This window comes from Bradyrhizobium ottawaense (genome assembly GCF_900099825.1).
GTDB lineage: Bacteria > Pseudomonadota > Alphaproteobacteria > Rhizobiales > Xanthobacteraceae > Bradyrhizobium > Bradyrhizobium ottawaense_A.
Genome location: NZ_LT629693.1, coordinates 3,647,505 through 3,663,471, shown reverse-complemented (window position 1 = coordinate 3,663,471; position 15,967 = coordinate 3,647,505). Strand labels below are relative to the sequence as shown.

At 63.5% G+C, this 15,967-nt stretch carries 16 protein-coding genes; 9 read left to right on the top strand and 7 right to left on the bottom strand.

Going from position 1 to position 15,967, the window contains the following annotated elements:
• Positions 1 to 30: 30 nt before the first annotated feature.
• Positions 31 to 1,545, bottom strand: coding sequence for a malonate--CoA ligase (locus BLR13_RS17095; RefSeq protein ID WP_091977521.1), 1,515 nt, complete (start codon positions 1,543 to 1,545; stop codon positions 31 to 33).
• Positions 1,546 to 1,665: 120 nt separating this feature from the next.
• Here BLR13_RS17095 and BLR13_RS17090 point away from each other — a divergent pair, with 120 nt between their 5' ends.
• The 5 genes from BLR13_RS17090 to BLR13_RS17070 all read left to right on the top strand — a co-directional run bounded on the left by BLR13_RS17090 (position 1,666) and on the right by BLR13_RS17070 (position 6,277).
• Positions 1,666 to 2,427, top strand: coding sequence for an SDR family oxidoreductase (locus tag BLR13_RS17090; protein WP_074821487.1), 762 nt, complete (start codon positions 1,666 to 1,668; stop codon positions 2,425 to 2,427).
• Positions 2,428 to 2,493: 66 nt separating this feature from the next.
• Positions 2,494 to 3,786, top strand: a complete 1,293-nt coding sequence (locus tag BLR13_RS17085) for a M20/M25/M40 family metallo-hydrolase (RefSeq protein ID WP_074821489.1) — start codon at positions 2,494 to 2,496, stop codon at positions 3,784 to 3,786.
• Positions 3,787 to 4,115: 329 nt separating this feature from the next.
• A complete protein-coding gene (locus BLR13_RS17080; RefSeq protein ID WP_074821492.1) occupies positions 4,116 to 4,670 on the top strand; it encodes a fasciclin domain-containing protein in 555 nt (184 codons plus the stop codon).
• 177 nt (positions 4,671 to 4,847) lie between these two features.
• Complete coding sequence (locus BLR13_RS17075; protein ID WP_074821495.1) at positions 4,848 to 5,477, top strand: cytochrome b/b6 domain-containing protein; 630 nt, start codon at positions 4,848 to 4,850, stop codon at positions 5,475 to 5,477.
• Between the two features lie 14 nt (positions 5,478 to 5,491).
• Positions 5,492 to 6,277: a molybdopterin-dependent oxidoreductase gene (locus BLR13_RS17070; RefSeq protein WP_074821499.1), complete on the top strand. Its 786-nt coding sequence runs from the start codon at positions 5,492 to 5,494 to the stop codon at positions 6,275 to 6,277.
• Between the two features lie 89 nt (positions 6,278 to 6,366).
• On the opposite strand, the gene BLR13_RS17065 is transcribed toward BLR13_RS17070, so the two are convergent.
• Entirely contained in the window at positions 6,367 to 7,569 is a 1,203-nt protein-coding gene (locus BLR13_RS17065) for a YbfB/YjiJ family MFS transporter (RefSeq protein WP_074821505.1), read from the bottom strand.
• Positions 7,570 to 7,729: 160 nt separating this feature from the next.
• Between BLR13_RS17065 and BLR13_RS17060 the strand changes: the two genes are divergently transcribed.
• Positions 7,730 to 8,140, top strand: coding sequence for a VOC family protein (locus BLR13_RS17060; RefSeq protein ID WP_074821512.1), 411 nt, complete (start codon positions 7,730 to 7,732; stop codon positions 8,138 to 8,140).
• A gap of 2 nt (positions 8,141 to 8,142) precedes the next feature.
• Here the strand turns inward: BLR13_RS17060 and BLR13_RS17055 are convergent, their stop codons facing one another.
• Positions 8,143 to 9,006 (bottom strand): DMT family transporter, encoded by an 864-nt coding sequence (locus BLR13_RS17055; RefSeq protein ID WP_074821515.1) that lies wholly within the window; start codon positions 9,004 to 9,006, stop codon positions 8,143 to 8,145.
• 260 nt (positions 9,007 to 9,266) lie between these two features.
• Here BLR13_RS17055 and leuB point away from each other — a divergent pair, with 260 nt between their 5' ends.
• A complete protein-coding gene (leuB, locus tag BLR13_RS17050) occupies positions 9,267 to 10,379 on the top strand; it encodes a 3-isopropylmalate dehydrogenase (protein ID WP_074821522.1) in 1,113 nt (370 codons plus the stop codon).
• 176 nt (positions 10,380 to 10,555) lie between these two features.
• Here leuB and BLR13_RS17045 read toward each other — a convergent pair whose 3' ends face one another.
• Both BLR13_RS17045 and BLR13_RS17040 read right to left on the bottom strand, forming a co-directional pair.
• Positions 10,556 to 10,936: a hypothetical protein gene (locus BLR13_RS17045; protein WP_074821525.1), complete on the bottom strand. Its 381-nt coding sequence runs from the start codon at positions 10,934 to 10,936 to the stop codon at positions 10,556 to 10,558.
• 216 nt (positions 10,937 to 11,152) lie between these two features.
• Positions 11,153 to 11,899 carry a hypothetical protein gene (locus tag BLR13_RS17040; protein WP_244525196.1) on the bottom strand — a complete coding sequence of 249 codons (747 nt, stop codon included), beginning with the start codon at positions 11,897 to 11,899 and terminating at the stop codon, positions 11,153 to 11,155.
• Between the two features lie 173 nt (positions 11,900 to 12,072).
• Between BLR13_RS17040 and BLR13_RS17035 the strand changes: the two genes are divergently transcribed.
• On the top strand, positions 12,073 to 13,107 hold the full coding sequence (locus BLR13_RS17035; protein WP_074821531.1) for an aspartate-semialdehyde dehydrogenase: 1,035 nt from the start codon (positions 12,073 to 12,075) through the stop codon (positions 13,105 to 13,107).
• A gap of 108 nt (positions 13,108 to 13,215) precedes the next feature.
• On the opposite strand, the gene BLR13_RS17030 is transcribed toward BLR13_RS17035, so the two are convergent.
• Positions 13,216 to 13,866, bottom strand: a complete 651-nt coding sequence (locus BLR13_RS17030) for a carbonic anhydrase (RefSeq protein ID WP_074821533.1) — start codon at positions 13,864 to 13,866, stop codon at positions 13,216 to 13,218.
• A 218-nt stretch (positions 13,867 to 14,084) separates the two neighbouring features.
• Here BLR13_RS17030 and BLR13_RS17025 point away from each other — a divergent pair, with 218 nt between their 5' ends.
• Complete coding sequence (locus BLR13_RS17025) at positions 14,085 to 14,963, top strand: HpcH/HpaI aldolase/citrate lyase family protein (protein ID WP_074821536.1); 879 nt, start codon at positions 14,085 to 14,087, stop codon at positions 14,961 to 14,963.
• 175 nt (positions 14,964 to 15,138) lie between these two features.
• On the opposite strand, the gene BLR13_RS17020 is transcribed toward BLR13_RS17025, so the two are convergent.
• On the bottom strand, positions 15,139 to 15,930 hold the full coding sequence (locus BLR13_RS17020) for a hypothetical protein (protein WP_074821539.1): 792 nt from the start codon (positions 15,928 to 15,930) through the stop codon (positions 15,139 to 15,141).
• Positions 15,931 to 15,967: the final 37 nt, after the last annotated feature.

Here is a 15,967-nt window from a genome sequence, read left to right as displayed (position 1 = left end):
GCTAACGCGCCTCCTCACCATGAGGGACCGCTACTTCGCGTAGATCTTCGCGTAGGTGTCCCGCAGGATATTCTTCTGCACCTTGCCCATGGCGTTGCGCGGCAGTTCGTCGACGACGAACACGCGCTTCGGCATCTTGAATTTGGCGAGCCGGCCGTCGAGTGCCTGCAGCACGCCGGCCTCGGAGACGTCGGCGCCTTTGGTGCAGACCACGACCGCGGTGACGCCTTCGCCGAAGTCGGCATGCGGCACGCCGATCACGGCGGATTCGACCACGCCCGGCATGGCGTCGATCTCGCTTTCGATTTCCTTCGGGTAGACGTTGAAGCCGCCGGAGATCACCAGATCCTTGCCGCGGCCGAGGATGTGCACATAGCCCTTGTCGTCGATCTTGCCGAGATCGCCGGTGATGAAGAAGCCGTCGGCGCGGAATTCGGCTTTTGTTTTCTCCGGCATCCGCCAATAACCCTTGAACACGTTCGGGCCCTTGACCTCGATCATGCCGATCGTGTCCCGTGCCAGCTCCTTGCCGGTCTCGGGATCGGTGACGCGCACGGACACGCCGGGCAGGGGCAGGCCGACCGCGCCGGGGACACGGTCGCCGTCATAGGGGTTCGAGGTGTTCATATTGGTTTCGGTCATGCCATAGCGTTCGAGGATGGCAAAACCGGTTCGCGCCGACCATTCGCGATGGGTATCGGCCAGCAGCGGCGCCGAGCCCGAAATGAACAGCCGCATGTGCTTGGCGGACTCTTTGGTCAGCGCCGGGCTTTGCAGCAGCCTTGTATAGAAGGTCGGCACGCCCATCAGCACGGTGGCCCGCGCCATCAGCTTGATGATCAGTTCGGGGTCGAGCTTTGGCAGGAAAATCATCGAAGCGCGCGCGAACAGCGTGACGTTGCTCGCCACGAACAGGCCATGGGTGTGATAGATCGGCAGCGCGTGGATCAAAACATCCTTGTCGGTGAAGCGCCAGTAATCGACCAGACTGAAAGAGTTCGACGCCAGATTGTCATGCGTCAGCATCGCGCCCTTGGAGCGGCCGGTGGTGCCCGACGTGTAGAGGATCGCGGCAAGGTCATCGTTGGCGCGCGCGACAGTGGCGAAATCGGCGGGCGCTTTCGCAGCGGCGTCCGTCAGCGAGCCCTTGCCGTCGGCGCCGAGGGTTTCGACCTTGGCGTTGACCTTGGCCGCGATCGCGCCGATGCCGTCGGCCTTCGAGGGATCGCACACCACCAGCGACGGTTCGGCATCGCCGATGAAGTAATCCAGTTCGTTCAACGTGTAGGCGGTGTTGAGCGGCAGATATACCGCGCCGGCGCGCACGGTCGCGAGATACAGCACCAGCGCCGGCACGGATTTTTCGGTTTGCGCCGCAACACGGTCGCCCGGCTTGACGCCGCGCGAAACCAGCACATTCGCCATCTGGCCGGCGCGGGCGATCAGGTCGCCATAGCTGATGTGCGTGCCATCTGGCATCTCGATCGCGAGCCGGTTCGGATTGTCTAACTTGTCGAACAGGCGAGAAAACAGGTTGGCGTTCATGATGGTTTTCCGGGTCGCGTTCATGCATCATTGCGGGGGGCGGGTGCGGTCCAGTTGGACGCGGCAACCACATAATTCAATAGCAAAAACGCCCTTCACAAAGCAACGGAGACAGTTTGCATGTCAAATAGCGGGAAACGCGTGGCCTGGGTGACGGGCGGCGGCAGCGGGATCGGCGAGGCCGCGGCGGAGGCACTGGCGGCGGATGGCTGGATCGTGGTGGTTTCGGGGCGCCGCAAGGACGCGCTGGACCAGGTGGTGGCGAACATCACCAAAAACGGCGGCAAGGCCGAGGCCATCGCGCTCGACGTCAGCAACAAGGCCGATGTCAACAAAGCCGCCGATCAGATCGTCGGCAAACATGCCCGGATCGATCTGTTGGTCAACAGCGCCGGCATCAATGTGCCGAAGCGAAGCTGGGCCGACATGGAACTGTCAGGCTGGGACAAACTGGTCGAGATCAACCTCAACGGCGTGCTGTATTGCATGCACGCGGTGCTGCCGACGATGCGCAAGCAGAAGGACGGCTGCATCATCAACGTTGCGTCTTGGGCCGGCCGCCACGTCTCGAAAATGCCGGGCCCGGCCTACACCACGACCAAGCATGCGGTGCAGGCGCTGACCCACTCCTTCAACATGGACGAATGCGTCAACGGCCTGCGCGCCTGCTGCTTCTCGCCCGGCGAGGTCGCGACCCCGATCCTGAAACTGCGGCCGGTGGTGCCGTCGGAAGCCGAGCAGGCCAAGATGCTGCAGCCGGAGGATTGCGGCCGCACCATCGCCTTCGTCGCCAGCATGCCGCCGCGGGTGTGCATGAATGAGATCCTGATCAGCCCGACGCATAATCGCGGCTTCATCCAGACGCCGGGGAATCGGGATTAGTTTCTTTGCGAAGGCAGAAGGCTCGATCGAGCCTCAATCATCAGATCGTTCTTTGAAAGGCTCACGATGTTGCGTCCCGTCCGGTTCCCTCTGCATTTCTCCCTGGCCTGTATCGCCGCCTGCACCCTGGCCTTGTCGGCCGTGACCGCGCCGGCTGCGCCGGTGGATCGCATCCACGACCTGGCGCAGCAGGAAAAAGCCCCGCTGCTCGACACGCTGCGCGACCTGGTGAACATCGAATCCGGCAGCAAGGACGCCGAGGGTCTGGCCGGGCTGGCGGCGTTGATCGGCGAACGCCTGACCCGGCTGGGCGGCAAGGTCGAGATCATCGAACCGGCCGACATCTACCGGATGGGCGACACGCCGCCCAAGCCGGGCGCCATGGTAAACGCCGAATTCAAGGGGACCGGCAGCAAGAAAATCATGCTGATCGCCCACATGGACACCGTCTATCTGCGCGGCATGCTGAAAGACCAACCCTTTCGCATCGACGGCGAGCGCGCCTACGGACTGGCCATCGCCGACGACAAGCAGGGAGTTGCCCTCATCCTGCACGCCGTGGCGATGCTGCAGACACTGAAGTTCGCGGACTACGGCACGCTGACCGTGCTGATCAACGGCGACGAGGAGATCAGCTCGCCGGGCTCGCGCAGCACCATCACCCGCATGGCGGGCGAACAGGACGCCGTGTTCTCCTACGAAAGCGGCGGGGAGGACGGTCGCCTGCGCTTGGCCACCAGCGGTATCGGCGCGGCGTACCTGACGGTGGACGGCAAGGCCTCGCACGCCGGCTCGGCGCCGGACAAGGGCGTGAACGCACTGGTCGAGCTGTCGCACCAGGTGCTGCAATTGAGCGACCTGTCGCAGCGCGACCAAGGCCTGACTCTCAACTGGACGGTCGCGCAGGCCGGTACCAACCGCAACGTCATCCCGGCACAGGCCAGTGCCCAGGCGGACGCAAGGGCGTTGAGGGTGTCCGATTTCACCCAGTTGGAGGCCACGCTGCGGCAGCGCGTGCAGACTCGGCGGATTCCCGACGCCAAGGTGCAGCTCCGGTTCGAGATGCGCCGGCCGCCGCTGGAAGCCACGCCCGCCTCGCGGCGCCTGGCCGCCCACGGCAGCGCGATCTACGAGGAACTCGGGCTGCCGTTGAAGGTGTTCGACGTTGCCAGCGGCGGCGGCACCGACGCCGCGTTCGCCGCGCTCAAGACCACGGCCCCCGTCATCGAGGGTTTCGGCCTGAGCGGCTACGGCGCCCACTCCAACGACGCCGAGTATGTGAAGCTCGAGACCATCGTGCCGCGCCTTTATTTGTCGGTGCGCATGATTATGGATGTGGCGCAGGACAAGGTGAAATAAGGCCGGTACAGCGCGCACCCGGATTCTTTGTGCCCTCTTTTTTGATGGGCAGAATACGAGTCGGTATTCCAGACACACCGATGGTCGAACCGAAAAGCCGCGGCGTACTGGATGCCGCGTTCGCGGGCATAACAGTGGTGCATGGAGCCTCACGGCCCGCCTGCTCAAAAGTTTCACGCATCACGATAATTTATAGTTCGAAACCGCCCCTGAAACCTCCCGTAACTCGGCCAACGACGGCGCTGCCGGACTTTTCGAAGCCTCCGCCGCTGTTGTTCACACGATCCGACGGATACCCGTCGGTCACCTCATCAATCGGGAGATTGTCCATGTCGAAGCGTATTGCACTTTTGTCCGCCGTAGCCTTCAGCGCGCTTGCCTTCTCGGCCACCATCACCGCGCCGGTCAGCGCGCAGGAAAAGACCGTGATGGTCGGCGGCGCTGCGATGTTCCCCTCCAAGAACATCGTCCAGAATGCCGTCAACTCGAAAGACCACACCACGCTGGTCGCCGCGGTGAAGGCCGCCGGCCTGGTCGATACGCTGGAAAGCAAGGGCCCGTTCACGGTGTTCGCGCCGACCAACGCCGCCTTCGGCAAGCTGCCGGCCGGTACCGTCGACTCGCTGGTGAAGCCCGAGAACAAGGCGACCCTGACCAAGATCCTCACCTACCATGTGGTCGCGGGCAAGCTCGAGGCGTCCGACTTGACCGATGGCAAGAAGCTCAAGACCGTTGAGGGCGAAGAACTGACCGTCAAGAAGGCCGACGGCAAGGTCTGGATCATCGACGCCAAGGGCGGTTCCTCGATGGTCACGATCTCGAACGTCAACCAGTCGAACGGCGTGATCCATGTGGTCGATACCGTGCTGATGCCGGCGTCGTAACTCCCGCGCGTCCCGGCGTTGTCCCGACAGGGGCGCGTAAGACGGCGAGCCGGGGCAATCCGGCTCGCTTTTTTGTGAACTCGATTGGCGCCATGGATCGATCCGATCGCGTCATGGCAGTAACAGGAACCCGGTTCCCGGCGTATAAGCCGGTACGAGTTGGTAACGGGAATAGCCATGTCGACCCTTGCAGTCAGCGACGAACACGCCACAGCGACCCCGACGAAGGTGATCCAGCCGGCCTGGGTGCGGGCCCTGCACTGGACCAACGCCGTCGCGATGGTGCTGATGATCATGTCGGGCTGGCAGATCTACAACGCTTCGCCCCTGTTCGGCTTTACGTTTCCGCCGTCGATCACGCTGGGCGGCTGGCTCGGGGGCGCGCTGCTGTGGCACTTCGCCGCGATGTGGCTGCTGATGGTCAACGGCCTGATCTATCTGGCGCTCGGTCTTGCCACCGGCCGCTTCCGCAAGAAGCTGCTGCCGATCACGCCGGCGGGCGTGATCTCCGATACCAAGGCCGCGCTGACCGGCAAGCTGTCGCACGACGATCTCTCCAAATACAATTACGTGCAGAAGCTGCTGTATGCCGGCATCATCGTCGTCGGCATCGTCATCGTGCTGTCCGGCCTGTCGATCTGGAAGCCGGTCCAGTTGCAATGGCTGACGGCGCTGTTCGGCGGCTATGACGTGGCCCGTTACGTTCACTTCATCTGCATGGCAGTTATCGTCGCCTTCCTGGTGGTTCATGTCGCGCTCGCGGTGTTGGTGCCCAAGAGCCTGCGCGCCATGATCATCGGCCGTTGATAGGGAGTAATATCATGGGCCGCATGCGCAACCTCCTGATCCCGGGCGTCGACAAGAAGCTGCTGCTCGGCGACGCCGTGAAGTCGATGCCGGACCTGACGCGCCGGCGTTTCATCACCTCGGGCGCCAGCCTCGGCGCGCTGACGCTGCTGACCGGCTGCGACGTGTCGGACAGTTTTTCGGCCGAACAGATGCTGAAGCAGGTTTCGAAGTTCAATGACGGCGTGCAGGCGTGGATGTTCAATCCCAACGCGATGGCGCCGACGTTTTCGGAAAGCGACATTACAAAACCGTTCCCGTTCAACGCCTATTACGACGTCGACGACGCGCCCGAAGTCGACGGCAAGACCTGGAAGCTCGAAGTGCGCGGCCTGGTCGACAACAACAAGCCGTGGACGCTGGAGGAGCTCTATAAGCTGCCGCAGGTCAAGCAGATCACCTGCCATATCTGCGTCGAGGGCTGGAGCGCGATCGGAAGCTGGACCGGCACGCCGCTGCGCGATTTCCTGAAGATCATCGGCGCCGATACCCGCGCCAAATATGTCTGGTTCCAGTGCGCCGACAAGGACGGCTACAACTCGCCGCTTGACATGGCGAGCGCGCTGCATCCGCAAACCCAGATGACGTTCAAATTCGGCGACGAGATCTTGCCCCGCGCCTACGGCTTCCCGATGAAAATCCGCGTGCCGACCAAGCTCGGCTTCAAGAACCCGAAATACGTGATGTCGATGGAAGTCACCAACGACTACAAGGGGGGCTACTGGGAAGACCAGGGCTACAATTCGTTCAGCGGGAGTTAGAGGGCGCCAGCTTCTCAGCCGTCATTCCGGGTCTGGTCCTTCGGACCATCCCGGAATGACGGGAGCCTACAATTCGCCTTCGCCATTCGCTACTCGCTAGTCGCCGCTTCCTGCACCAGCTTCTTCTGAAACGCCGCCAATACCGCGCCGAGCGCCAGCATCGCGGCCGAGACGTTCAGCGCGAACGACAGGCTGCCCATTGCGTCGGTGATCGCGCCGACCACGATCGGGCCCAGCGTCTGGCCGATGCCGAAGGAGATTGTCATCGCCGCGATCCCGATCGGCCAGCCGGCCGGCGGGTAGTTGAATCGGACGAAGGCGGTGGTCGATCCGACCACCGCGAAGAACGCAACCCCGAAGACCAGCGCCGAGATCGCCAGCAGCACAGGTGAGTGGCCGAAGATCGGGAGCGCTGCGCCGATGGCGTTGGCGCCGAGAATGATCGCGGTGGCGAGACCACCGCGGTCGAGCGCCAGTACCCGTCGCCATACCCATGGCGTCGCGAACGCGCTGATGCCGATCAGGCTCCAGAACAGGCTCTGCGCCGGGGCGCCGCCGCCGCCGTCACGGACATAGGCGATCATGAAGGTCATGTAGGCGATATAGCCGGCGCCAAACAGGAAATAGGCGATGAGATAGATCAGCACCGGCCGGGCGGCGAAGTCGATCGTCGTCGCTTGATTGATCGTCGTCGCCGCGCCCAGCGGCGCCAGCAGCAGCGGCAGGATCAGGACCAGCGATAGCAGCGTCATCGCCCACCACATGATCCACCACGAACCCGGTCCGAACGCCTGCAGCACGAACGGGGCTATCAGTCCCGACGACAGAATCCCGAGCCCGGGCCCGGCGTAAAACAGGCTCAGCAGAAAATTCGATCGTTCCGGACGGGACTGCGCAATCGTGGCGGCCAGCGCCGCGCCGCCGACAAAGCCGCCGGCGGCACCGATGCCTGCCAGCAACCGCGCAAAACTCAGCACAATGAAATTGCCCGACATGGCGCACAGCGCCAGCGACGCCACCGCGGCCAGCGTTCCCCAGCGCACCGTGCGCGGCAGTCCGAAGCGCCGGATCACCCGCGACGCCAGCAAGGCGCCGGCCAGATATCCGACGGCGTTGATCGTGTTCATGAAGCCGGCAGCCGAATACGACCACTGCAGCGAATCGCGCATATCCGGCAGCACCAGCGAATAGGCGAAACGGCCGATACCGAGACCGATCGTCGGCGCGAGCGACAGCACGAGGATCAGCCACGCGGGATGCGGGTAGTTTTGTCGACCGTCAGGGGATTTCACTGAAAACTCCGGCAAGGGCCGTATTGTGACAGGCAAAGCCTGACTTGCACAGCCGGCGGTCTGCAATGGTGTCTTGTCATTCCAGCAACGATAGGTTTGCTTGCCACCCGCACCGTCCCCAAATCCGTTTCAAACCCCTTTTCAACCTTTGGAGCCCCGCATGCGCGCCACCGCTTTTCTTTATTTCAAGGGCGATTGCGAAAGCGCGCTGCAGTTCTACCAGGGCTGCGGCCTCGGCAGGATCGTCGAGCTGCGGCGGATCGAAGGCACGCCGCTGGCGGAACGCGACGGGCCATCTTGGAATCAGAAAGTCCTGTTCTCCCGCTTCGAAGGCCCCTGGCTTAGCCTCTGCGCATCCGACGGCGCCGATTCAGAGCCGATGAAGGGATGCGCCATCTTCATCGAGGCCGACGACGCCGGCGCGGCCGAGGCGCTGTTCGACGCGTTGTCCGCGGGCGGGCGGATCACCGTTGCGTTCAAGATGCAGTTCTGGGGCGATCACTACGGCAACTTCACCGATAAATTCGGCGTTCAATGGGCGGTTTCCAGCGCGGCCAAGGTTAGCGAATAAGGCTAGCCAATCAGCACCAGGGCAACGCCCGCGACGGTGAGCAGCGTTCCCGCCACAATCCGCGGCGTGATCGCGATGTGCTTGAGCATGATGGCGCTCAGGCCCACGGTGACGAGCGGATAGATCGCCGCCAATGGCGCCACCAGCGTGATCGGCCCGTTGCGGACGGCGGCAAACAGCGACAACGCGCTGAGCCCGTTGGAGATGCCGGTGACCGCGAACCAGAGCCGGCCCGAACGGGTTCCTTCGACGGCAAAACTTCCCTTGCGCAAGCGCTGCACCGTCAGCACCACCAGCGACGACATGATGTAGCCGATCAGGCAGGCCCATAACGGACTGGGCCAGACTTCGAGTCCGAGTTTGACGATCGGCGGCACCACGCCGCGCACCAGCGCGCTCGTGAGCGGCAGCAGCAGCGCCCAGCTTCGCCAGCTGCCGAGATCGCGCGGCCGTGTCACGGTGATGATGACGGCGCCTGATACCGCGATCACGGCGCCGACCAGTTGGTGGGCGTGCAACGGCTCATGCAGCAGCAGCACCGCCAGCGTCACCGCAAACAGCGGCGCGAGGTTGCCGAGCGTCGAGGTCACGACCGGCCCCAGCGCGCGGTTGGAGGCAAAGGTCAGCAGCGTCAGCGACGCCGGGAAAAACAGCCCGATGGCGGCAAAAATCGGCAATCCCCGCCAGACCACCGGCTCGTTGCAAAGGATCAGCGGCGACAGCAGCAGAAACAGCACCGTAAAGCAGGGAACGCTGATGGCGGCGCCCGACAGCGGCTCGACCGTCCGCAGGCCCCGTTGCGCCGTGACGACCCCGGCGCCGAGAAAGATCGCGGACGCAAAGGCGAAAAGTACCGCTGGGGTCATGAGATTTCTTGGGGTCCGTCTTGAGGTCCGTCTTGGGGCGGGCTTGGCCGGAGATTGTCGCCTCGACGGAGCGCCTTGCCAAGCCGCTTCGGGCGTTTTAGCACTCCGGCGCGAATTTCTTCGTCTCGTCATGCCCGGGCTCGACCCGGGCATCCATCCTCTCAGAGAAAGCTGGATTGCCGGGTCATTCAGTACGAATACGTGCTTCGCACTTTTGCCCGGCAACGACGACCAAACCACCAGTCTTGAGGTAACGAACCATGGCGACCCATAAACTGCTGCTTCTCCCCGGCGACGGCATCGGCCCAGAAGTGATGGGCGAGGTGAAACGCCTGATCGACTGGATCAACGCGGCGGGCATCGCGCGTTTCGAGACCGAGCAGGGGCTGGTCGGCGGTTCGGCCTATGACGCGCACAAGGTTTCCATCAGCGAAGGCGACATGGCCAAGGCCACTGCCGCCGACGCCGTGATCTTCGGCGCCGTCGGCGGTCCGAAGTGGGACAGCGTGCCCTACGAGGTGCGACCCGAAGCCGGCCTGCTGCGGCTGCGCAAGGATCTCGGCCTGTTCGCCAACCTGCGACCGGCGGTGTGCTACCCGGCGCTGGCGGAGGCCTCCAGCCTGAAGCGCGAGATCGTCGAAGGCCTCGACATCATGATCGTGCGCGAATTGACCGGCGGCGTCTATTTCGGCGAACCGAAGACCATCACCGATCTCGGCAACGGCCAGAAGCGCGCCATCGATACCCAGGTCTACGACACCTACGAGATCGAACGCATCGCCCGCGTCGCGTTCGACCTGGCGCGCAAGCGCCGCAACAAGCTGACCTCGATGGAAAAGCGCAACGTCATGAAGTCAGGCGTGCTCTGGAACGAGGTGGTGACGCAGGTCCATGCGCGCGAATACAAGGATGTCACGCTCGAGCATCAGCTCGCCGATTCCGGCGGCATGAATCTGGTGAAGGCGCCGAAGCAGTTTGACGTCATCGTCACCGACAACCTGTTCGGCGACATGCTCAGCGATATCGCGGCGATGCTGACGGGATCGCTCGGCATGCTGCCTTCGGCCTCGCTCGGCGAGATCGACGCCAAGACCAAGAAGCGCCGCTCGCTGTTCGAGCCGGTGCACGGCTCGGCGCCGGATATCGCCGGTAAAGGCCTCGCCAACCCGATCGCGATGATTTCCTCGTTTGCGATGGCGCTGCGCTATTCGTTCGACATGGGCGCGCTGGCCGACAAGATCGAAGCCGCGATCGCGGCCGTGCTGGCGAGCGGGCTGCGCACCGCCGACATCAAGTCCGAGGGCACGTCGGCGGCCAGCACCACGCAGATGGGCGATGCGATCTTGAAGGAATTGCAGAAGCTGCACGCGTAAGCACGTCGGACAGCGTAGGGTGGGCAAAGCGAAGCGTGCCCACCGTCCTACCGACGAAAAGGAGGATGGTGGGCACGGCGCGAAGACGCGCCTTTGCCCACCCTACGAAATAAAAACTGCAAAACAAAAAGCCCGGTCGTGAGACCGGGCTTTTTCATGAAGCGAAGTGGTCGCGATCAATACAGCGGGAACGGCGTGGGGACACCGCCGAGATCCGACGGCGGGTTAAGCGGCTGGCGGTCGATCGGGCGGTTGTTGTTTTCGCGCGCGAAATCCGGATAACCGATCGCCGGCGGGAAGGCGTAGTCCTGGAACTTGCGGTCGCCCGGCAGCACTTCGGTGCCGGCGTCGAGCCAGGAGCGCGTGGTGACGTAAACGCGGGTATGCGGACCCTGCTGGTAGGACCGGTTCGGGCCCTGCGCACCGTAAACGATGCGGCCGTCCTTGTCGTACTTCGGCCGCGACTGGGCGCTGGCGGAGGTCGCAGTAACTGCTGCGATGGTCGCGGCAGCAAGCAGCATCGCGAGCTTGCTCGCAGCAGGAAATTTCGGGGTCATAACATCCTCGTCCTGGTCAACCCGCGCAGGCTGGCGGATCGTCACGTCTGGTTGGGGCACTGTAGCCGCCCCTGACGTGGGGTCGCTAGGTCAATTGCGCCACACCGGCTCACAATAATGCCTGGCAAAGCGAGAAAGTTTCATGAAAACCAGTGTCTTGGCCGGATGTCGCCACAATTGCGGGGGCTTGCGGAAGCCCGGTCCGGCCAACCGGTATCAAAGCGCGCCGCGCAGCCGCGGGTTGTCGGCGCCGGTCAGCCAGTCCGCGGACAGCGCCGGCGCTGAAGTCGCCGTGCAATCGCTTCGCCTGAGTTCGGCATGGGCGAATAATTCCGCCAGTTTGGGCTCGTTTCCAGTCGTCAGCAGCATCAGTCGGTTCAGCATGCAGCCGATCGCGGCGCGGCGGGCCGGGAGCGTGTCGCCCTGGCACGACCAGCCTGAAATGCGGAAATTGGGATCGTCGATGCGCTTCATGAAGCCGAGGCAGGCGCGGGCATTCTCCGTACCGCCGACCAGGCGGAGCAGGGTCACCGGGCCGAATTTGCTATCAACAATCCCGGCGGATTCCAGTTCGCGGGCGCCGTCCGGGTCCATTCGCGCGGCGATTTCCGCGACGGCGGGGATGGCCTGTTGCTCGTCGCCCGGCCGATAGAGTTCGAGTTCGGCGACCGGTTTGCTGTCGGGTCCGCTCCAGTGGAAGACGTCCTTGCGGCCGCCTTCGGGGTGCCGGGATATCTCGTAAACTTCTGTTTTTCCTTGGAAAATGAACTGGCTGACGGCAAAGGCCGGCGCCGAGCGCGTCGCCACCGCCCAGCCATCGCGCATGGAGGGCGCCATCGCGGTCGCATCCGGCAATTGCTGCCACAGCGCGATACCGCCGATGGCCATCAGCGCCAGCGTCATCATATAGGCGCACAGCCGGGCCACGGTGCCGCAGACTTCGTCGACAAAGCCCGACAGCATGGGATGGATTCTTGTCGTATAATTGGATGGGCCCGGTGGGGCCGGAAACGAATGCATCAAACGCCCAAACGCACGGTAAAACGTTGTCTTACGGGCGTTTCTCGCATAGAAGCGCTGCCTCTTCCCTTTCCGCTTGACGCGGCGGGCAAGCATTTTTCTTCGGAGAGTGAACGATGGGTTACAAAGTCGCGGTGGTCGGTGCGACCGGCAATGTCGGGCGGGAAATGCTCAACATCCTGGACGAGCGCAAATTTCCCGCCGACGAGGTCGTGGTGCTGGCCTCGCGCCGCAGCGTCGGCGTCGAGGTCTCCTATGGCGACCGTACCCTGAAGGTCAAAGCGCTCGAGCACTATGATTTTTCGGACGTCGATATCTGCCTGATGTCGGCCGGTGGCGCGGTGTCGAAGGAATGGTCGCCGAAGATCGGCGCCGCCGGCGCCGTGGTGATCGACAATTCGTCGGCCTGGCGGATGGATCCGGACGTGCCGCTGATCGTGCCGGAAGTGAATGCGGACGCGGTCGCGGGCTTCACCAAGAAGAACATCATCGCCAACCCGAACTGCTCCACTGCGCAATTGGTGGTCGCGCTGAAGCCGCTGCACGACAAGGCCACCATCACCCGCGTCGTGGTCGCGACCTATCAATCGGTGTCGGGCGCCGGCAAGGATGCGATGGACGAACTGTTCTCGCAGACCAAGGCCGTCTACACCAACAGCGAACTGGTCAACAAGAAATTCCCGAAGCGTATCGCCTTCAACGTCATCCCCGAGATCGACGTGTTCATGGAGGACGGCTACACCAAGGAAGAGTGGAAGATGATGATGGAGACCAAGAAGATTCTTGATCCCAAAATCAGGCTGACCGCGACCTGCGTGCGCGTGCCTGTCTTCGTCGGCCATTCCGAAGCCGTCAACATCGAATTCGCCAACCCGATCACGGCCGATGAAGCGCGCAACATCCTGCGCAACGCGCCGGGTTGCCTCGTCATCGACAAGCACGAGCCGGGCGGCTACGTCACGCCATATGAGGCGGCCGGCGAGGACGCCACCTATATCAGCCGCATCCGTGAGGATAATACGGTCGAGAACGGCCTGTCGCTGTGGTGCGTCTCGGACAATCTGCGCAAGGGCGCCGCCCTGAACGCGATCCAGATCGCCGAATGCCTGATCAACCGCAAGCTGATCAGCGCGAAGAAGAAGGCGGCGTAAGCGGCGGCGAGTAAGATTCCGTAGCCCGGATGAGCGTAGCGACATCCGGGGTGATGTCGGTATTAGTCCCGGATGTCGCTGCGCTCATCCGGGCTACGAATCGCCGGCTCAGGTCGTCGCGATCTCGCTGACGCCGCGAAACTCCTTGGCCTTCGGATCGAGCACGAACAGCGAGCCTTCGGCGACGCCGAAATAGGCGCCATGCAGGCTCATCTCGCCGCGCTCGACGCTGTTGCGCACGAACGGAAACGTCATCAGGTTTTCAAGTGAGCGAAACACCGCGGCCTTTTCGATCCGGGTCGTAAAATCCTGCCGGCTCTCATGCTCGCGCTGGCTGACCTTCTCGCCCGGCTTGATGAACATCTGCATCCATCTGCCGATGAAGTCGCCCGGCGACAGCGGATCGATATCGTCGATGAAGGCTTTGATGCCGCCGCATTGGGCATGGCCGAGCACCACGACGTGCTTCACCCGCAAGACCTGGACCGCATATTCCAGCGCCGCCGACACGCCATGCGCGCCGCCGTCGGGCTGGAACACCGGCACCAGATTGGCGACGTTGCGCACCACGAACAGCTCGCCCGGGCCGGCGTCGAAAATCACTTCCGGCGACACCCGGGAATCGCAACAACCGATCACCATGACCGCGGGCGACTGGCCGCGCTCGGAAAGTTCCCGGTAGCGCGTCTGCTCGGTCGGCAGCCGCTGCGAGGTGAAGGTCCGGTAGCCTTCGATCAGATGTTCGGGAAAGGGAGCCATGTTTTGCACCTTGATTGGCCCTTGCCTAACCATAAGCCGATGACCGGAACAAGGCTTTCGGCGCGCGGCCCGAAATGTTACGGCATGATCCCGGAAAAGTGGGCACCGGTTTTCCGATAGGATACTGCCCAACCAACAAGCCACCGGCAAATTGGATTCGGCGAAGTCGAACCCAATTTGCCGCGTGGGTTTCCAAAAATGCTCGAGGAAACCAGCCCATGACCCGTCCGCGCCGCAGCCTGTTGTTCATGCCGGGATCGAACGCGCGGGCGCTGGAAAAGGCGCGCACGCTGCCCGCCGACGGTATCATTCTCGATCTCGAGGACTCGGTGGCGCCGGACGCCAAGGCGGTGGCCCGGGACCAGATCGCCAAGGCCGTTGCGGCCGGCGGGTTCGGCAAGCGCGAGGTTTTGATCCGCATCAACAGCCTCGATACGCCCTGGTGGGTCGACGATGTCGGCATGGCCGGCAAGGCCAAACCGGACGGCATCCTGGTTCCCAAAATCTCCACCGTCGACGATCTCAACGCCATCGCCAACCGGCTCAGCGATATCAATGCCGATGCCTCGATCAAGGTCTGGGCCATGATCGAGACCGCGCGCGCGGTGCTGGACGCCGACAAGCTCGCCGCCGCGGCCAAGGATTCCGAAATCAGGCTTGCCGGTTTCGTGTTCGGGCCGAATGATATCTCGCGGGAGACGCGGATCCGGATGCAGCCGGGCCGGGCGGCGATGATCCCGATGATCACGCACTGCATCCTGGCGACGCGCGCGCACGGGCTGGAAATTCTCGACGGGCCCTACGGCGACATCGGCAATATCGACGGCTTTGCCGCCGAATGCGCCCAGGGCCGCGATCTCGGCTTCGACGGCAAGACGCTGATCCATCCGAGCCACATCGATGCCTGCAACGCCATCTTCACGCCGCCGGCCGAAGAGGTCGCGGAAGCGCGCAAGATCATCGCGGCTTTCACCAGGCCGGAAAACGCCTCACGCGGCGCGATCCAGCTCGATGGCCGGATGGTGGAACGGCTGCACGCCGAGATGGCGAAGCGCACGATCGAAATTGCCGACGCGATCGCGGCGATGGGAAGCTAGTATCGGTGCGCGCTGATCTTACCCTCCCCTGGAGGGGGAGGGTCGGCTCGCATTGAGCGAAGCGAAAAGCGAGACGGGGTGGGGTGATCTCTCAACTCGGGCACTGTTCGTGAGGAGAGACCATCACCCCACCCCGCCGCTTCGCGTCGACCCTCCCCCTCCAGGGAGGGTAAGATCAGGGCGCTCCGAACGTCTCCGCCGCCCAAGCATACAGGCTGCCGGGAATCGGCTTCTCGCCGCCGCGGCCCTTGGGGGAGATGTGCAGGCCGATGATGCCGGGGTCGGCGAGCAGCGCTGAGAAATTCGAGCGTTCGAAAAACAGTTTCGGCTCGGCATGCACCGCATAGAACGATTGCTTCGGCAGCGCGTGCTGCAATTCGCCGCCACGGCGCGCCAGTGCGGTGAGCGCAGCCGGGCCGTAGATCGCGACCCTGATATCGGACAGGCGGTTCGAACGGCCGCGCCACTGTCGCCACGCAAATGTCAGCCGATGGCGTAGCGCCAGCCAGTCCGGCGTCAGTTCGTCCTGTTCCATCAGGTCTTCGAACGCACGCACGATTGCGTCGTCCGGCGGCAGATACAGCACCGAGTTGCCGAGCTGGCGCGGACGCTCCCAGGCGAAATATGGTTTTGCCGGATCGATCTCGACCGGCTTCAGCAGCAGCACGTCGGCGTCGAGCCACAGCCCGGCCTTTTCCGCCATCAGCCGCATGCGGAAGAAATCGCTGAACTGCAGAATGGTCCAGTCGCGCCAGCTTCCGTCGGGCTGCGGCGGACGCAGCCGTTCGGCAAAGGAATGCGACAGGATCGCTTCAGCCTCGGCATTGCCGACGCCGTCGGGCAGGCCGGGAAGCGGATCGAAACTGTAGACGGTGACCTTGTGTCCGGCGGCGACCTGCGATCGCAGGCATGTCAGCCTTAGCCCGTCGAGCGGGCCGTGCCAGAAGCTGACGACGTCAGGCCGCATCCGCGCCGCCTCATAAAAAAGAGCCCCGATTTTTGGT